We start from the raw sequence: 15,636 nt of genomic DNA on the forward strand, positions 1-15,636 counted from the left end.
ACAGGCAGGGAAAGCGGAGCTTGCGGGCCGTAAAGATGGATAAAAGAGGCTGTGCAAGAACCGCTTTCTTGAAGATCGGCGACTCTTCGCCTACAAAGAAAGAGCCGCAGGGAGAACAGGTATGGAATTTTCACAGCAGATCAGAGAAATCCGGAATAAGAACAGGCTGACCCAGGAAGAGATGGCACAGAAACTTCATGTGACGCGTCAGGCTGTTTCAAACTGGGAGAATGGAAAGAATCTTCCGGATCTCGGGATGCTGGTGGAGATTGCCAGAACCTTCCACGTGTCCCTGGACTGGCTGATCTTAGGAGGAGATGACAATATGAATGATATGACGGAAAAACTGATTGAAGATGGAAGTGAAGGAAGAAGAGCGAAGCGCATGATGGTCGCTGCCTGGGCGGGTGCGATTCTGGTGCTTTGCGGGGTTGCGCTGTTTCTGATCAAAGGTGCGACGGTTGAATACGTGGATGCCCAGGGCATTCTGCATGAGGATTTCTGGATGATCGGTGTGGGATGGATTCTGATCCTGCTGGGCGTGCTGGTGACGGTGGTCAACCTGGCAGTGAATCTTCTGCATAAGAAGACTGCAAGCAGGTGATTTTACTAATATTCTATTCCGGAAGCAGAAGTAATCAGATTTATTCAGGGGTCGCAAAATACGATCCCTTTTCTATTGTGGAAACTGCTACAATCTCTGCCGGAGGAAGAAGTGTATGAGAAAGTTAGCAGCAGTCGGTATCAGTGCTCTGCTTGCATTATCCCTGGCAGGATGTGCAGGAAGCAGCAATGCAGCGAACGATTCGGGCCTGAACGATGGCACTTACACAAGTCAGCAGCAGGGCTTTGGCGGCCCGGTTACGGTGACGCTTACCATCGCGGATGGAAAGATTTCGGATGTGGAACTGGTCGGTGACAGTGAGACACCAAGTGTCGGAGGTGCGGCGCTCGATACGCTGAAGGAAAACATTCTTTCGAGCAACAGCGCGGATTTCGACCTGGTATCCGGAGCAACCTACACGAGTACAGCGGTTCAGAAGGGTGTTGCGGATGACCTTGCCCAGGCGGCAGGAACAGCATCTTCTTCGGCAGCGGACGCGGTTGTGGCAGATGGGACCTACAATGGCAAGGCACCGTCCTTCGGCATCATGAAGGAAATGGAACTTGCCGTCACCTTCAAGGACAATAAGATTACAGACATTGAAACTGTGTGTGCAGGTTCGGCGACACAGGCAGACGAAGATGAATACAGTGCACAGTACAAGACAGTAGAAGACAATCTGTATCCGCGGATCATTGCTTCGCAGAGCCTGGCCGTGGATTCGATCAGCGGTGCTACCGTTTCCAGCAATGCGGCCAAGTCGATCATTGCCAATATCATCGATGAGAATGGCGGTGATTCGAGTCAGTGGTATACGCCGGTTGAAAAGAGCACGAAGACAGTGACGCTGGATGGCTATGATGCCATCATCGTTGGTCTTGGCTCGTCCGGTGTTGCGACCTATCTGAGTGCGGCGCTGAACGGTGCCACGGTCTTCGGCATGGAAACGGCAGCCAAGATCGGCGGCAACGGTACGAATACGGCCGGTCCTTTGGGCGTAAATCCCAAGGCACAGGTAGAAGCCAATGGCGGTGAGAAGTTTGTCGATGAGGACGAGCTGTTCAATGCCTGGATGGAATATACCGATAACGATGCGAAACCGGATATCGTAAAGATGTTCATCAATGAGTCGGGCAAGACCTTCGGGTGGCTGGAGGACAACTATGACTTCAGCTTCCTTCCGCAGATGTTTGCCTTCTATGATGCACACGGCTGGAAGCTGTGGACGATGTATTCCGGCAAGGACGGCGGTACAAAGGATGATGCCTACGTCAACAGTATGGAGAAAGCCAAGGCCATGAATGACAAGAACGACTATATGACCGAGCTGACCGCAAAGAAGCTGCTGGTCGAAGATGGCAAGGTCGTCGGCGTCGAGGGTGAGTACTACGACGGCACAATCTATGATGTGTATGGTGATTCCGTTGTTCTGGCGGATGGCGGCTTCATCGGAAACGCAGAGATGACGCAGAAGTATACGGGTGCGGTATGGCATACCAAGGGAATGACGCAGTGCAACGGCTTCGGCATCAATGCGGCGCTGGATCTCGGAGCTGCTCTCTACAATCCGGATGTTGCGGTAGAGGACCATATTGCGGCACTGGATACAATCATCCGCTCGGATGATTACAGTGATACGGACAAGAGTATTCTGTCTTCTCTGGTCAATGATATGAACTATACGATGATTGATTCGAAGGGCAATGAGTTCGATCCGAACTACAACGGTCTTGGCATTTCATTCAATGCGTGGGAAGCCGGTGCCAACTACTATGTGCTTCTCAACGAGGATGAGTACAACGCCATTAAGAACGACGGTTACAGCACCTATACGATTCCGATGTTCTTCTCACAGGTTACGGAGGATACGACGGAATTCACCAATGGTGACCCGGTCGCGAATCTTGATGACATCATGGCGATGGGTGAGAAGTTCAATGATGTATATGAAGCTGATTCCATCGCTGATCTTGGCAAGCAGCTTGGTATTACGATCAACCTGGATTCAATCCATGGCCGCTCCGATGGAAAGTTCTATGCCATCAAGGGTGCAGCTTATGTCTACTCGACATGCGGAGGTCTTGATATCGATACGAATATGAATGTACTAAAAGAAGATGGTACCCCGATTGATAATCTGTATGCGGTCGGAAATAACTCGCTTGGTACACTCAATGAGTCAAACAAGGCTTATGTCACATACGGCGGCTGTGCACAGGGCTGGGCACTGACATCGGGCCATCTCGTTGGTGAGACAATTGCCAACACATACGCTGACTGAGATTATTCTGAAGCAGCGATAACGAAACGATAACAATTCCTACGAAGAAGAGCCGCCTAACATGGAAAAGGGCGGCCCTTTGTTCGGGTCGGGTGAAAAAGGCCATTTGGTCAATTTTGCCCAGCTCTAACAGCGTTGGCTGGATGTGTGTATTACCACCGTGATCGGAGCCGGACTGTTCCTGATTCTGTTCGCTGCGTCATTTGTCATTGCAGTACTGGAGGAGGCGCGGAACGGACCGATTCACTTTCTGCATTCCTGATAGAATCTTTATGTCATTATGTGCCGGGTTATCTGTGCTATTTGTGCTGCGGATGATCCGGCATTCTTTTTTGCCTTGAGAAAAATGAAAGGAGATCCTATGGCAGCAACGAAACTGATTGCCATGCATGTGAATAAGGGCAAGACGGTTGCCCAGTGTCTGAATGAGCGTCTGGATTATACGCAGAATCCACTGAAGACAAAGCAGGGTGAGCTGATCAGTTCCTATGAATGCGAACCGGAAACCGCAGCAATGGAGTTCCTGTTATCCAAGCGGGAATATCAGCGGGTCACTGGCGAAGAATACAAGGGCAATATTATTGCTTACCAGATCCGGCAGTCCTTCAAACCCGGTGAAATTACGCCTGAGGAAGCCAATAAACTCGGATATGAAACAGCCATGCGATTCAACCAAGGGAAAACACGCTTTTACAGTTTCCACTCATACGGACCGTGCTCATATCCATTATCACATCATCTTCAATTCCACTACACGCGACTGTACCAGAAAATTCAAGAACTTCTTCTATTCAGGACTTGCGCTGCAGCATCTCAGCGACATCATTTGTCTGGAACATGGATATTCCATTATTGAAAAGAAACCATATGCTGATCGCAGTAAGCGTACGGTGTATCCGAAGCGGCATACGATGCGCAATGAACTGGGTTCTGTTATTGATTCCTGTCTGAAGCAGAATCCGGAAAATCTGAATGCTTTCTACCAGCTTCTGCCGGAACATGGATATGAGTTGAAATGTGGAAAGCATCCGGCTGTCAAAGGACGACGGCAGAAAAAATTCATCCGCTTGGATTCTCTTGGTGAAGACTATACGCAGGATGCTATTTCTGAGAGAATCGCCGGCGCAAACGTGCGGGAGCTACACCATGATGGACAAAGTTTGATACCTGATCTTCTGATAGTTATTGAGAATAGAATCCTCGACAAAGGTCGTGGTTACGAGCGCTGGGCAAAGAAAAAGAATCTCGGCATGACAGTCGATACGCTCCGTTTCTTTCAGAAAGAGAATATTCACAGCATGACACAGCTGTGGGAATCTGCGGAATCAGCGGTGCAGCGCTGCGAACAGCTGAAAGCAGATATCCGATCCAGGGAAACATGACTCTCTGAGATCAAAGAGCTGAAGACACACATCATTAACTACAGCAAGACAAGGGAAACTTACAAGCAGTATCGGGAAGCCGGCTACAGCAAGAAATTTCTGGAAACACATCGGGAAGAGATCATGCTGCACAAAGCTGCAAAGGAAGCCTTCGGCAACTTGCCGAATGGGAAGATCCCGAAGATTAAGGATCTGAATACGGAATACCAGCAGCTTATTCAAGAGAAGCAAAAACTCTACGCAGAATATAGAAAGGCCAAGGAACGCATGAAAGCTATGGAAAATGCCAGGAAGAATGCGGAGATGATCTTGGAAAAGATTATAGTGAACATGATGGGATGCAGAAACAAGCGTTCTCCGAACGCGCAGCCACCGACATAAATGTGCCGGTGTTCAAAGGGCTTGGGATGAATCCCAACCAGTTGCGGAAAGCGGATTGTGGCTACACAAACACTGCTCGCACAAAAATTGCCTTCTGAATAATTACCATTTGGAAAATTGAAACAAAAAGAAGGCTCCGTTCGCAGAATAAAATGGCAGTTCTACATTTTTTGCTGGGGAATTAATTATCACGTGCGAAAAAGTGAACGATTTGTTCATCGGTTCAAACTTGTTTATTGATTATATCCATGGTATAGTATATTAGTAATTTTTTCCAAGGGAAGTAGTTAATAAATATGAAAAAAGACTTTACAAATGATGATCTGGTCGGCATTATTCGACAGACAGACAGAGGAGTAGTCTGCCTTTTTTTGGTATCTATAAATACGCATATTGGAAAAAATAAGCAGGTTTTCTGCGCTTAAATAGCGCCGGAGACCTGCTTATTTGTTTGCGGTAAAAAGAGTGTGAGATGTGAGGGGAACAGAGTTAGTGATGGAGAAGATTAATGCGGATTGTGCGTCAGCACATTTGCAGGTGTATCTCTCATTTAAAAGGGGATTGAACATTATCCTGTCAGCTATCGCGTTTGCGATATTGCTGATCCCGATGATTGTGATCGGAATTCTGATCAAAATAGATTCTCCAGGACCAGTTCTTTTCAAGCAGGAGCGCCTGGGAAAGGATGGGAAGACGTTCATGATATATAAATTCCGACCCATGGTCGAAGATGCAGAAAAAGATGGCCCTAAATGGGCAGATAAAGATGATGGACGTTGCACAAGAGTGGGAATGTTTTTGCGAAAATCCCGGCTGGATGAACTTTCACAGCTGCTGAATATTTTAAAGGGAGATATGAGTCTAGTTGGACCGAGACCGGAGCGAGAATACTTTTATAAGAAGTTTTCAGAATATATACCGGATTTTCCAAAGCGACTTGAAGTGTAGCCGGGCCTTACCGGACTGGCACAGGTAAATGGAGGGTATGATCTCGGCCCGGAAGAAAAGCTTAAGTACGAAGTGGAATACATAAAAAAAGAAGCATCGGATTAGATTGCAGATGCATTATTAAGACAGCTCGATTAGTTTTTACACATGAAGGGGCAAGATGAAATATACGCTATCAGATGCTGGATAAGGCATTCGTTATGAGAAATCAGGAGAATAATTAGGAATGAACAATGAAAATACGAATCAAACTACGCAAGACACCTTTGATTTGCTGGATCTTCTAAGACAGATAAAAAAGTATTTCTGGCTTTTGCTACTCTTTGTAATTTGCATGGGAGCTGCCGGATACTTTTATTCCACATACTTTATTGTACCGCAGTACGAATCGTCGATCATGATGATAGTGAATACAAGAGAAAACAATAACAGCAATGTGACGAACGACAATATCATATCTGCTCAAAATCTTGTTTCTACCTATGCGGTCATTATTAAAAGCAATACTGTTTTAGACAGAGTGATTGATGATCTGAATTTGAATATAGAATATGACGACCTGAATGAAAATGTTTATGTAGATGCGGTGGATGACACTCAGGTTATGAGAGTGGCAGTTAGAAATGAGAATAAGGACCTATCTGCAGAAATTGTAGATGATATTGCAGAAGTTGCGCCGAATATTATTGTAGATGCGGTTGAAGCGGGCTCGTGCAAAGTAATTAGTCATGTGAAAACAAGTGATGATCCTGTAACACCTAATGTTGAAAAAAACACTTTGCTAATGGGGGCTTTAGGGCTACTTATTGCAATCATTGCTATAGTAATACGCTCATTGTTTACAGTAAGAAAAATCGTCGATGATAATGACGCGCAGAAATACATTGGTTTGCCAGTTCTTGGTGTTATTCCGGAACTTGGCGGAGGAAACAAGTAAGATGAATAAAAAGAAGAAACGTACTCCTCGAAAGCTAATGTTAGTGACAAATGAGAAAGCCCCTTTTAATTACAGAGAGGCTTATAAATCATTACGTACAAATTTGAAGTTTATTGCAGCAACGGAGAATGCTAAAAGTTTTGTAATAACCAGTGCATTGCAAACGGAAAGTAAAAGCAACGTATCAACAAATCTGGCAATCACTCTTGCCGAAGAAGGGAAAAGCGTTGTCCTTGTAGACTGTGATTTCCGAAAGCCTACCATTCATAGATTTTTACATATGCATAGCGAAGGATTTGGTATTACCGATGTTTTGATGGATACCTGTCCGATTGAAAAGGCAATATACCATCAAGAAGATTGGGGAATTTATGTATTACCTGTAGGGACTGTACCACCCAATCCAGCTGAGCTTATTTCTACTCCGAAAATGAAGTCGGTCTTGGATTCATTAAAAAAGGCATTTGATTATGTGATCATTGACACCCCGCCTGTCTCAGTCGTAACGGACGCAACAATAGTAGGCGGAATAGCAGATGGAGTACTTCTAGTAGTGCGCTCGGACTTCGCACCAGTTGAAATGGTTCAGCTTGCGAAGAAGAAGCTAGAAGATGTCAATGTAAAAATATTTGGAATAATACTCACAAGATTTGATGCGAAGAGAACTGGGCATCAGTCTGGCTATTACTATTCATACAACGATTACTACTATAGCTATGACAAAGATAAAAAGGAATGAAAGACGAGAATATAAAATCTCCATTGGCGGATTTGCATTGTCATATTCTTCCGCAAATTGATGATGGGGCAAAAGATGAATCTATTTCCATAAAAATGCTACAGATGGAATATCAGAGTGGCGTTACCGAAATTGCTATGACAAGCCATTTTGATTGCGAAAAAATAAAGTTAGATGACTTTTTAAAAAAAAGACTTGTTGCAAAAAAGAAATTAATGTCGAAAGCTATCTTAAATTTTAAAGCAGCGGCCAATATAAATATTAAGTTAGGAGCAGAGGTATATTATTCCCCAAATCTTTCTAGGATTGATGCAGGAAAATTATGTATTGAAGGAACAAACTTTATGCTTATGGAGCTTCCGACGGACAGAAAGCCTCCATACCTTGATGAGACAATTTATAGCCTTCAGTCAATGGGAATTACTTTGTTAATTGCTCATATCGAGCGATACCCATACGTAATGGACAATCTTCCGATCCTTTGTGACTGGATTGATAAAGGAATATTTACACAAATAAATGCTGGAACAATTTTACGGAAAGGAAGCCAAGCAAAAATATGCCATAAGCTAATTAAATGGAATCTTGTTCACGTTATGGCAAGTGATGCGCACTCTATTGATAAGAGGCCTCCCAATCTTGCAGAAGGATTAGATTTGTTAACCAAGGATGAGAAAAAAAGACTGATTCAAAATGCGCATAATATTTTTGGGGGAGTGACACCGGAGATAACTGAAATTTATTGCCCCAAGAAGTTTCTGGGGAGGTGGTATTGATGAAAAAGAAAAAAGCCGGTTTTGCACAGTGTTGCACTTAACACTTGAATAACGGCTATTTCTTCGCAAATACATCTCTGTATTTCAGAGTTTCTCGTGTATTGATCTCGAGCTCCAGCAACTTTTTGATCTTTTCCAGTTGGTCTTCCGGTGGATTCACAATGAAAGCAAATATGTTCAGATAATCATTCAGATCATCTCTTTTGAACCCACTGTGGGCACGCAGAAATTTCTGCAGAAGATTGTGCATCTGGTTTACTGTGTTCAGAGGATTCTCATTATCCGGAAGCCGCTTGATCTTTTTGGAATCGTGTTCTTCATTCTTCAAGCCCAATTTTCTGACCAGCATTCTATGCCCTGGATCTTTATCTGTGACAAGTTGTGAACCAGGTTTGATATGATCTTTCAAAGCATCATAAATCGTTTCTGCTTTTGGCTGACCTCGTCCAATGTATGTGACGTAGGTTTCCACGCCGGTGGTAGCTACAGCGATGCAGATCTGATTTATTGAGTGTCCTCTCAAGCGTTGACCGTTTTCCTTTCGGATAATGTCTTCACTGCGTACGGGAAGATATGTTTCATCATAGTAGATGCGGCCGCTTAATACGATGTTCTTCTGGCAGTCTTTAAGAAGAATACCAGTTTTGAGGAACCAGTATTTCGCAGTTGTCGCGGCATTTTTGTTATTCCATGAATCAGAGGACAAGCTTTCAAACCGGAAAAGATTACGCCAGTAATCTATCAATTCCGCAATCTGAATTTTATGGTTTTCCAGCAAGGTTCCTGTGGTCACCGTATAGGAATGGTGACAATGATTGCAGTAATAGCGCTGAATACCATTGCTAGTATGTCCGGCTCTTCTTATCGAGCCTGATCCGCACAAATGGCAGTTAGTGACTTCTATGGAATTCAAGAGATCGATCTCCGATGAACCTTTCAAAGAGGCATGTCTTTGTTCATACAGGATATTTACTTGATCACGAATAAAATTCTCAGTAGCTGAACGATCGTCAAAATCGTCCCAGGGCGTCTGCCTCCGAGATTTTGTATGGTATTTGTTATTCATGGGTGGTGGCCATGTTTTCAGGCAGACAGCCATGCCTGGCCACCACGCACGATTGCACAGCTGCCTGCCTGAAAATAATCTTTCTAGATCCTCACGGATCATTCAGATTATACAATCAGTGCAACACTGTGCAAAACCGGCTTTAAAAGAAAAATGATGTAATGCTTTTGTGTCAATTCTTTTATCCGGAATACAACTCCTCTGCTACTTTACCATGGGATACAGCGAAATACTTAGCAGATTCTGGATTGTCTGTAGGCGTGTTGTGTGGATATCCAAAAGAATATAACGCATTCGGAAAAGTTCCTGATGAAGAAAAAGTAGATAGCGTTTTTATAAAAAGAATTCATTATTTGCAATTAAAGAGAGGCAAAACCATAGCCCGGATTATTAATTATCTATCATTTACGTCTGGAGTAATACTGAATGTAAGAGTAATGAAGAAATACAAATGTATTATTGTTTATTCAAATCCGCCGATTTTACCGGCTGGAGCAATCTGGGCAAATATTTTATATAAAACAAGAATTATATTTGTCTCCTACGATGTGTATCCGGAGGTAGCTTATGCTTCTAATAGCCTGAGAAAAGATGGGATTATTGCAAAAGCTATGACTTGGATTAACAATTCTTTATTCAAAAGAGCTGATTATGTGGTGGCTCTTACGGATGAAATGAAGGAGTTCCTTCTCAGAAGGAGGCAGAATTTGTCGATAGATAAGGTGAGAGTAATCCCCAATTGGGCGCATGAGTCAGCCATTCGTGTAAAACGGGATACCTTTGAAAAGTTCGGGTATGATCAGAAGGATTTTATTGTTTCTTACTTTGGAAATATGGGCATATGTCAGGATATGGAAACAATCCTTGATGCAATGGAAATCCTGAAGGATGAAAGCCACATTAAATTTTTTGTTGTAGGACATGGTGGGAAAATGGCAGAAATTATCAGGAGAACTAGACCATTGCCAAATGTGCAGGTGATTAAATTTCTTACAGGCACAGATTTTGAAGAGGCTGTTGGAATTAGCAGCTGCGGTATTGTGAGTCTTGAAAAAGGTCTGAGAGGGATGTGCGCCCCAAGTAAATATTATAGCTATCTACAAAGTGGAATGCCGATCATTTCCGTAGTGGAGAACAGCTCTTATTTAGCTGTGAAGTGAAAAGTTAAATTCCACTTCAGGGAGTGCTAAGTGGAAGTATGTCTTTCACTAACTTCCAGTTGAATTTACTCTTTCATTCCTCTTGTATCATATTGGTAGGATCGACGGCTTCTTCTTGAAAGGAGGTTCCTATATGGAAGCCGCCAAAAAACAGTCGCATCTTACATTTGGTGATCGTCAGATCATTCAGAAAGGCATTGAAAACGGATCAAGCAAGAAAGCTATAGCGGATCTTCTCGGCAAGGATAAGTCTACAATCGGCAAAGAGATTGAGCGGCACAGAGAGCTTGCATACAAGTTCAAGCTGCCTCTGGAATGTGCCGCCTACCCTCACTGCAGGTTCAACAGGATCTGTACAACTAACTGTACGGATTTTGTTCAGTTTACCTGTGCGAGAAGAGACCGCTCTCCCGGGGCCTGCAACGGCTGCGGGAAGTATAACAGCTGCCGGTTTAACAAGTTCAAATACTATGCCGATCATGCCCACTCTGCTTACCGGGATACTCTCGTGGAATCTCGTTCAGGAGTTAACGCTACGGTCAGTACGATAAGGAAACTTGGTGAACTGATTAAACCCCTGCTTGAGAAAGGACAGTCCGTCTACGCCATTCTGGAAGCACATCCGGAGATTGGCCTGAGCGAAAAGACCATTTACACCTATATCGAAACCGGCGTGTTTACGGAAGCAGGCGTTCCCATCAACTGTCTGGATCTGAAGATGCAGGTCCGCAGAACCCCTTCCAAAAAGCGGCAATTTAAGCCTCGCAGAGACCTTTCCTATACCAAAGGCCGGACCAGTAAGGAATACGACGAATACATGGCCGCAAATCCCAATGCCAGAGTCGTACAAATGGACACTGTATATAACGATTCCATGAATGGTCCCTTTATTCAGACATTCAAGTTCCTCCGGTACGATCTTCTGCTCTGTCTGTATCATGAAGAGAAAACCGCACTTGATATGCTTGCAGGCATCAATCTCCTTGATGAGATTCTCGGACATGACTTGTTCAACAGGGAAGTAGAAGTCATTAAGACAGACAGAGGCTCAGAATTTACATGTGCGGACCAGGCCGAAGTCAGATCCGATGGAACACGCAGGACAAGGATGTTCTTCTGTGATCCGATGGCTTCATGGCAGAAAGGATCGATCGAAAACGTTCATCTCCTTCTTCGGGAAATCTGTCCCAAAGGCTGCGATCTTAAGGCAATCGGTCTTATTGACCAGCATGCATGCAATATCATCTCTGAAAACATCAACTCGTACCCAAAAGAAAAGCTGAACGGCAAGTCATCCTTTCAGCTTCTTGAATTTCTCAGCCACCCAACGGCAAAGAAATTCTATGAATTCGGGCTCCATAACATTTCAAATTCGGATGAAGTGGTTCTGAAGCCATACGTTCTAAAGAGACGATAATTCAGCGAAAGCCGTCGATCTGTTAGTAGATATTACTCTTTCACGACAATGAACTGCTAAAAGTTCACTGGTTTTCAATGCGTCTCTTTAGATCTCGGCGATCTAAATTTATCTGGGGATGCCTCGAAAACGAAGTAAAAAAACTTGGGGTGTCAGGGTACCCCATGAAGGTTTATCCCACCACGAAACCGTCTGGTAAAACAGGCGGTTTTTGAATGGAAAGGAAAAGGAGACCGCCTGTTACGGCTGCGTCTCCTGAAGTTCTTCGTATTCATCCAAAAACATCTCGCAATAGATGGCGATGCGGGCAAGCATCTCGTCTGTGTTCATGGCATACAGAGTCATACTGCTCGTTTGGTCACACTGCTTCAGCTCGCATTCAATGCCGCGCATTAATCGCTGTGCTGAGCGGCATATTCGGTTCATGGAACGAATGCTGGCCTGCAGATATTGTTCTGCTTCTTTGCCATACAAACAGGCTCCTTCTGCAGTGATCCATGTCTGCTCGGGACTCAGGGGCTGAAAGCTGGTTGAAGTCATTGCTTAACCTTCTTTGGCGGAATGACAGGATTCAACATTGGCTTGGAGCTCTTTCTGAGCACATATAGGCAGCGGCTGCGGAACCTGTCCCAGTTGGTATATCCGTTGGCTGCTTTCTTGATCGTCTTGATGATTGAGTTCCGGTTCTCCATCAATCCGTTATTCAGTTTTATGTCGGACACTACCACCTGGCCTGTGTCCTTATCGACTGTATGACGCTGCTTTACGACAATGAAGGAGTTGATAATCTCCTCTCTCCAGCTGATCAGGGTGCGGGAGAACTCTTTCATTTCCGGAATACCACTGGCTGCGAAGGACTGAATCAGTTTGTTCAGCTCCTGGGGAGCAGTATCGTAAGTGCAGTTGTCATAGAAGTCCACAACGTCATCCTTGAGGTCCCATGCCTTTTTCAAATCGGGATGAACGGCTTCGATCATGGCTTTAATTTCGTAATAATTGAGGAACCGGTTCAGCTTGCGGTTCATTTTCCTTGGATGGCCGGGATCGAACAGCTTTTTACCATCTTTGTCTCTGGCGTCCAGCCGCTTGAATATCATCCAGTTGAATGTCTTCAGCAGATAATACTCGTTGGTTTGTGTTTTTGTGCCTTCAATATATTTTGGAGTCTGCTTCATTACTCTGATCCGGACGCTGTCAGCCTTTCTGGAGAGCTCCTGGCTGACATGATAATGGTCAACGGAATGATAGGCCTTAGGGAACAGCTGACGTATGATGGCGCGGTATTCACTATACATGTCCGTGGCAATCATTTTGACGCGCTTTCGCTCTTCCACTGGGATTTTGAGAAAGTAGCTGAGCAGATAATCTTTTCTTCTGCTTGGCAGGATATCCACCGGCTCCTGTGACTCAAAGTCGAGAATAACGAACACATATTTTGAGTTCTCTCCCGGATGATAAAATGCGTAGTTCTCATCCCAGCACATCAATGTGGGCAGAGGTCTTCGCGCCTCCTTTACGTGGGCATCGAAGACGGAGGCAGCGGTTGTGGGAGAGATGTGATACCGCTTAGCGACGGAAGCGAAGGTCTCGGTCTGAATCTTCAAATCGTTCAGAATGTTTTCAACCGTGAGGGCGGAGATGTGCTGCTTCCTGAAACAGAATGGATTGTTCTCATAGTACGTTCGATGACAGACAGGACAGATGTACCTGCGGGCATGATAGAAGATGGTGCACTCACGATCAGTAAAGACGCCGTGGCTTATCTTCTTGTCAATGTAGTCCTTAACCCTTGGCAGGGTACAGCCGCAATCGGGACAAGGCGGATGATCCGGCCGCAGTAAAACATGGACAGACGCACTGCCATTGTCATTATGGAAGATGACATTCTCCACACTGCCTGTATCGAGGTTAAAGAATTCAAGAATGGCCTGTTTATCAGATTGTTCGGACATAGATCTTCTCCTTTGAGCCCAGCATAGGGGAAGATCAGGAAAGGCCCAAGTCAAAGTCATTTGGCCCATTCAGGCAGAGATTGATTCCGGCCACCCAGCCACTGGAAGAATCATATTCCGGAGCCCGGCGGACATCACGCCGGAATAGAACACGAAGCTGTTGAAGCAGCGAATCAGGCGGATCAACCAGCTTCAGGAAAATCCGGAGCTGCACAATGAGCTTATCGAGCCATTTGTTCCAACGGTAAACGGAAGAATCGGAAGGAAGCGAATAACGATCAAGATCCAGATCATTGTCCAGAGCCGATTCGATGGTCTGCACCGAGTAGTGCTTGTAAGGGACAAGGAAATCAGGGAGAACACGGTGATGTCTTCCGTTGGAAGAGACGGCGACAGGAATCCAGATCCAGTAAGAACCTTTTGGCGTTTTAACGCACCTTCTGGCTGTTCCGCAGAATCTCATTGGCAGGCCTGTTTCAGGATCCAAAACAGGTTCGCTGCATTTCATCAAAAATCATTCGGATGATTAGGATGTTTAACAATTTTGTATTGTGAATGTGGTACACTAACCATGGTTTTGGTTACGGGTTCAGAGAGTGCTGGGAAGCTTTGTCTCTGAACCTTTTCCTTTCTATTGATGTCTCTAACCGCATGATAATCGGTAAATACGAAAAGGAGAAGGCCGTTGTGCCTCCCCATGAGGGTTTACAGCTCTTTAACTCCTCCCGGATCATCAATCCCAGGATTTCTTAGAGGCACCCCCAAACCCCATCTATTTTTAGATAGTCTAGATCTCTTGATACCTTTATTCTGAGGTCCACAAGGCAAAAACGCAAGCAAAAAGCGATGACAGAAAGCAGAATTCAGCCCTGTTCATCGCTTCTGTACGACTAATTTCTACCAACCTTCTGAAGTGGAATTTAACTTTTCACTTGAGCCTATTATCTGAACGCGGTTGGAAAGGATCTCGGCGAAACAATCGAAAACATTATAGCGAAAACTTATGATCTAATGGTAGAGGAAAAGCCGGATGCCGTGCTTGTTCTTGGGGACACAAACTCCTGTCTTTCTGTAATAGGAGCGAAACGTCTGCACATACCGATCTTTCATATGGAAGCAGGAAATCGATGCAAAGATGAGTGCCTGCCTGAGGAAACAAACCGCAGGATAGTGGATATTATCAGTGATGTAAATCTGTGCTATTCCGAACATGCCAGAAGGTATCTGGCGGAAGGCAGTCTTCCCAAGGAGCGGACATTTGTAGTCGGGTCTCCGATGGCAGAAGTGCTGCATAAGAATCTGAAGCAGATTGAAGATAGCAATGTGCTGGATCGGCCTCATCTACAGAAAAAAAGTATATCCTTCTGTCCGCCCACAGGGAAGAGAATATTGATACGGAAGAGAATTTTAGTTCGTTATTCAACGCAGTGAATGAGATGGCCAGAACTTATGATGTGCCGGTTCTCTACTCCTGCCATCCAGGCAGTAAAAAACGGCTCGCAGAAACCGTATTTGAATTGGATCCGCGGGTGATCTGTCATGAACCGCTCGGCTTTCATGACTATTACTGTCTCCAGATGAACGCAATGCCTGTTGTATCTGACAGCGGGACACTTCCGGAGGAAAGCAGTTTCTTTACATCTATCGGCCAGTCTTTCCCGGCTGCCTGTATCCGGACATCTACGGAGCGGCCGGAGGCGATGGATAAGGGATGCTTCCTTCTGGCAGGCATCAAGACGGATACCCTTCTGCAAATGATCGATATGGCAATCCAAATGACGAATGCCGGAGAATACGGAATACTGGTACCTGATTACCTGGAGGAAAATGTTTCTTCCAAGGTCGCGAAAATTATTCAGAGCTATACTGGAATTGTCAACAGAATGGTATGGCGTAAAGACTGAATTTTGGTATCGCGGCTTCCATAATATATAAAAATGCAGGAACCTTGAAAAGAGGAATGTGAAAGAGCACATGAGAGACAAGAAACCCG

The 15,636-nt window shown here is 44.8% G+C and carries 14 protein-coding genes and 2 pseudogenes; 12 read left to right on the forward strand and 4 right to left on the reverse strand.

What is annotated here, in order from left to right:
• Positions 1-121 precede the first annotated feature (121 nt).
• The 9 genes and pseudogenes from C1714_RS10110 (at position 122) to C1714_RS10140 (ending at position 8,048) form a co-directional block, all read left to right on the forward strand.
• Complete coding sequence (locus C1714_RS10110) at positions 122-604, forward strand: helix-turn-helix domain-containing protein (protein WP_102343052.1); 483 nt, start codon at positions 122-124, stop codon at positions 602-604.
• Positions 605-719: 115 nt separating this feature from the next.
• The gene (locus C1714_RS10115) at positions 720-2,885 is read left to right on the forward strand and encodes an FMN-binding protein (protein WP_102343053.1); all 2,166 of its coding nucleotides are present in this window, start codon (positions 720-722) and stop codon (positions 2,883-2,885) included.
• A 385-nt stretch (positions 2,886-3,270) separates the two neighbouring features.
• A pseudogene (locus C1714_RS14690) lies at positions 3,271-3,498 on the forward strand (relaxase/mobilization nuclease domain-containing protein); the annotation flags it as partial.
• 37 nt (positions 3,499-3,535) lie between these two features.
• Positions 3,536-4,267: a relaxase/mobilization nuclease domain-containing protein gene (locus C1714_RS14435; protein WP_245305096.1), complete on the forward strand. Its 732-nt coding sequence runs from the start codon at positions 3,536-3,538 to the stop codon at positions 4,265-4,267.
• A gap of 123 nt (positions 4,268-4,390) precedes the next feature.
• The gene (locus tag C1714_RS14290) at positions 4,391-4,648 is read left to right on the forward strand and encodes a hypothetical protein (RefSeq protein ID WP_210115293.1); all 258 of its coding nucleotides are present in this window, start codon (positions 4,391-4,393) and stop codon (positions 4,646-4,648) included.
• Between the two features lie 495 nt (positions 4,649-5,143).
• Positions 5,144-5,596 (forward strand): sugar transferase, encoded by a 453-nt coding sequence (locus C1714_RS10125; RefSeq protein WP_210115294.1) that lies wholly within the window; start codon positions 5,144-5,146, stop codon positions 5,594-5,596.
• A 226-nt stretch (positions 5,597-5,822) separates the two neighbouring features.
• On the forward strand, positions 5,823-6,533 hold the full coding sequence (locus C1714_RS10130; RefSeq protein ID WP_102343054.1) for a YveK family protein: 711 nt from the start codon (positions 5,823-5,825) through the stop codon (positions 6,531-6,533).
• Between the two features lies 1 nt (position 6,534).
• Positions 6,535-7,272 (forward strand): CpsD/CapB family tyrosine-protein kinase, encoded by a 738-nt coding sequence (locus tag C1714_RS10135; RefSeq protein WP_167850013.1) that lies wholly within the window; start codon positions 6,535-6,537, stop codon positions 7,270-7,272.
• Positions 7,269-8,048, forward strand: a complete 780-nt coding sequence (locus C1714_RS10140; protein WP_102343056.1) for a tyrosine-protein phosphatase — start codon at positions 7,269-7,271, stop codon at positions 8,046-8,048. Before C1714_RS10135 ends, C1714_RS10140 begins: the two co-directional genes overlap by 4 nt.
• A 55-nt stretch (positions 8,049-8,103) precedes the next feature.
• On the opposite strand, the gene C1714_RS10145 is transcribed toward C1714_RS10140, so the two are convergent.
• Positions 8,104-9,216, reverse strand: a complete 1,113-nt coding sequence (locus tag C1714_RS10145) for a transposase (RefSeq protein WP_102341502.1) — start codon at positions 9,214-9,216, stop codon at positions 8,104-8,106.
• Between the two features lie 59 nt (positions 9,217-9,275).
• Between C1714_RS10145 and C1714_RS10150 the strand changes: the two genes are divergently transcribed.
• Entirely contained in the window at positions 9,276-10,274 is a 999-nt protein-coding gene (locus tag C1714_RS10150) for a glycosyltransferase family 4 protein (protein ID WP_102343057.1), read from the forward strand.
• A 133-nt stretch (positions 10,275-10,407) separates the two neighbouring features.
• On the forward strand, positions 10,408-11,691 hold the full coding sequence (locus C1714_RS10155; protein WP_102343058.1) for a helix-turn-helix domain-containing protein: 1,284 nt from the start codon (positions 10,408-10,410) through the stop codon (positions 11,689-11,691).
• Between the two features lie 240 nt (positions 11,692-11,931).
• Here the strand turns inward: C1714_RS10155 and C1714_RS10160 are convergent, their stop codons facing one another.
• Genes C1714_RS10160 through C1714_RS10170 form a run of 3 tightly spaced genes read right to left on the reverse strand, consistent with a single transcriptional unit; the run spans position 11,932 to position 14,151 of the window.
• Complete coding sequence (locus tag C1714_RS10160) at positions 11,932-12,231, reverse strand: hypothetical protein (RefSeq protein WP_102341322.1); 300 nt, start codon at positions 12,229-12,231, stop codon at positions 11,932-11,934.
• Entirely contained in the window at positions 12,228-13,643 is a 1,416-nt protein-coding gene (locus C1714_RS10165) for an ISL3 family transposase (protein WP_167849870.1), read from the reverse strand. The genes C1714_RS10160 and C1714_RS10165 overlap by 4 nt, the downstream gene beginning before the upstream one ends.
• A gap of 34 nt (positions 13,644-13,677) precedes the next feature.
• The gene (locus C1714_RS10170) at positions 13,678-14,151 is read right to left on the reverse strand and encodes a DUF6431 domain-containing protein (protein WP_135567852.1); all 474 of its coding nucleotides are present in this window, start codon (positions 14,149-14,151) and stop codon (positions 13,678-13,680) included.
• A 434-nt stretch (positions 14,152-14,585) separates the two neighbouring features.
• On the opposite strand from C1714_RS10170, the pseudogene C1714_RS10180 reads away from it, so the two are divergent.
• A pseudogene (locus C1714_RS10180) lies at positions 14,586-15,547 on the forward strand (UDP-N-acetyl glucosamine 2-epimerase); the annotation flags it as partial.
• Between the last annotated feature and the right edge of the window lie 89 nt (positions 15,548-15,636).

Source organism: Galactobacillus timonensis, assembly GCF_900240265.1.
Classification (GTDB): domain Bacteria; phylum Bacillota_I; class Bacilli_A; order Erysipelotrichales; family Erysipelotrichaceae; genus Bulleidia; species Bulleidia timonensis.

Excerpts from the sequence above, each read along its gene's own strand:
- C1714_RS10110 (WP_102343052.1), top strand. The coding sequence starts at position 122 with ATGGAATTTTCACAGCAGATCAGAGAAATCCGGAATAAGAACAGGCTG.
- C1714_RS10115 (WP_102343053.1), top strand. The coding sequence starts at position 720 with ATGAGAAAGTTAGCAGCAGTCGGTATCAGTGCTCTGCTTGCATTATCC.
- C1714_RS14435 (WP_245305096.1), top strand. The coding sequence starts at position 3,536 with ATGAAACAGCCATGCGATTCAACCAAGGGAAAACACGCTTTTACAGTT.
- C1714_RS14290 (WP_210115293.1), top strand. The coding sequence starts at position 4,391 with ATGCTGCACAAAGCTGCAAAGGAAGCCTTCGGCAACTTGCCGAATGGG.
- C1714_RS10125 (WP_210115294.1), top strand. The coding sequence starts at position 5,144 with ATGGAGAAGATTAATGCGGATTGTGCGTCAGCACATTTGCAGGTGTAT.
- C1714_RS10130 (WP_102343054.1), top strand. The coding sequence starts at position 5,823 with ATGAACAATGAAAATACGAATCAAACTACGCAAGACACCTTTGATTTG.
- C1714_RS10135 (WP_167850013.1), top strand. The coding sequence starts at position 6,535 with ATGAATAAAAAGAAGAAACGTACTCCTCGAAAGCTAATGTTAGTGACA.
- C1714_RS10140 (WP_102343056.1), top strand. The coding sequence starts at position 7,269 with ATGAAAGACGAGAATATAAAATCTCCATTGGCGGATTTGCATTGTCAT.
- C1714_RS10145 (WP_102341502.1), bottom strand. The coding sequence starts at position 9,216 with ATGATCCGTGAGGATCTAGAAAGATTATTTTCAGGCAGGCAGCTGTGC.
- C1714_RS10150 (WP_102343057.1), top strand. The coding sequence starts at position 9,276 with ATGCTTTTGTGTCAATTCTTTTATCCGGAATACAACTCCTCTGCTACT.
- C1714_RS10155 (WP_102343058.1), top strand. The coding sequence starts at position 10,408 with ATGGAAGCCGCCAAAAAACAGTCGCATCTTACATTTGGTGATCGTCAG.
- C1714_RS10160 (WP_102341322.1), bottom strand. The coding sequence starts at position 12,231 with ATGACTTCAACCAGCTTTCAGCCCCTGAGTCCCGAGCAGACATGGATC.
- C1714_RS10165 (WP_167849870.1), bottom strand. The coding sequence starts at position 13,643 with ATGTCCGAACAATCTGATAAACAGGCCATTCTTGAATTCTTTAACCTC.
- C1714_RS10170 (WP_135567852.1), bottom strand. The coding sequence starts at position 14,151 with ATGAAATGCAGCGAACCTGTTTTGGATCCTGAAACAGGCCTGCCAATG.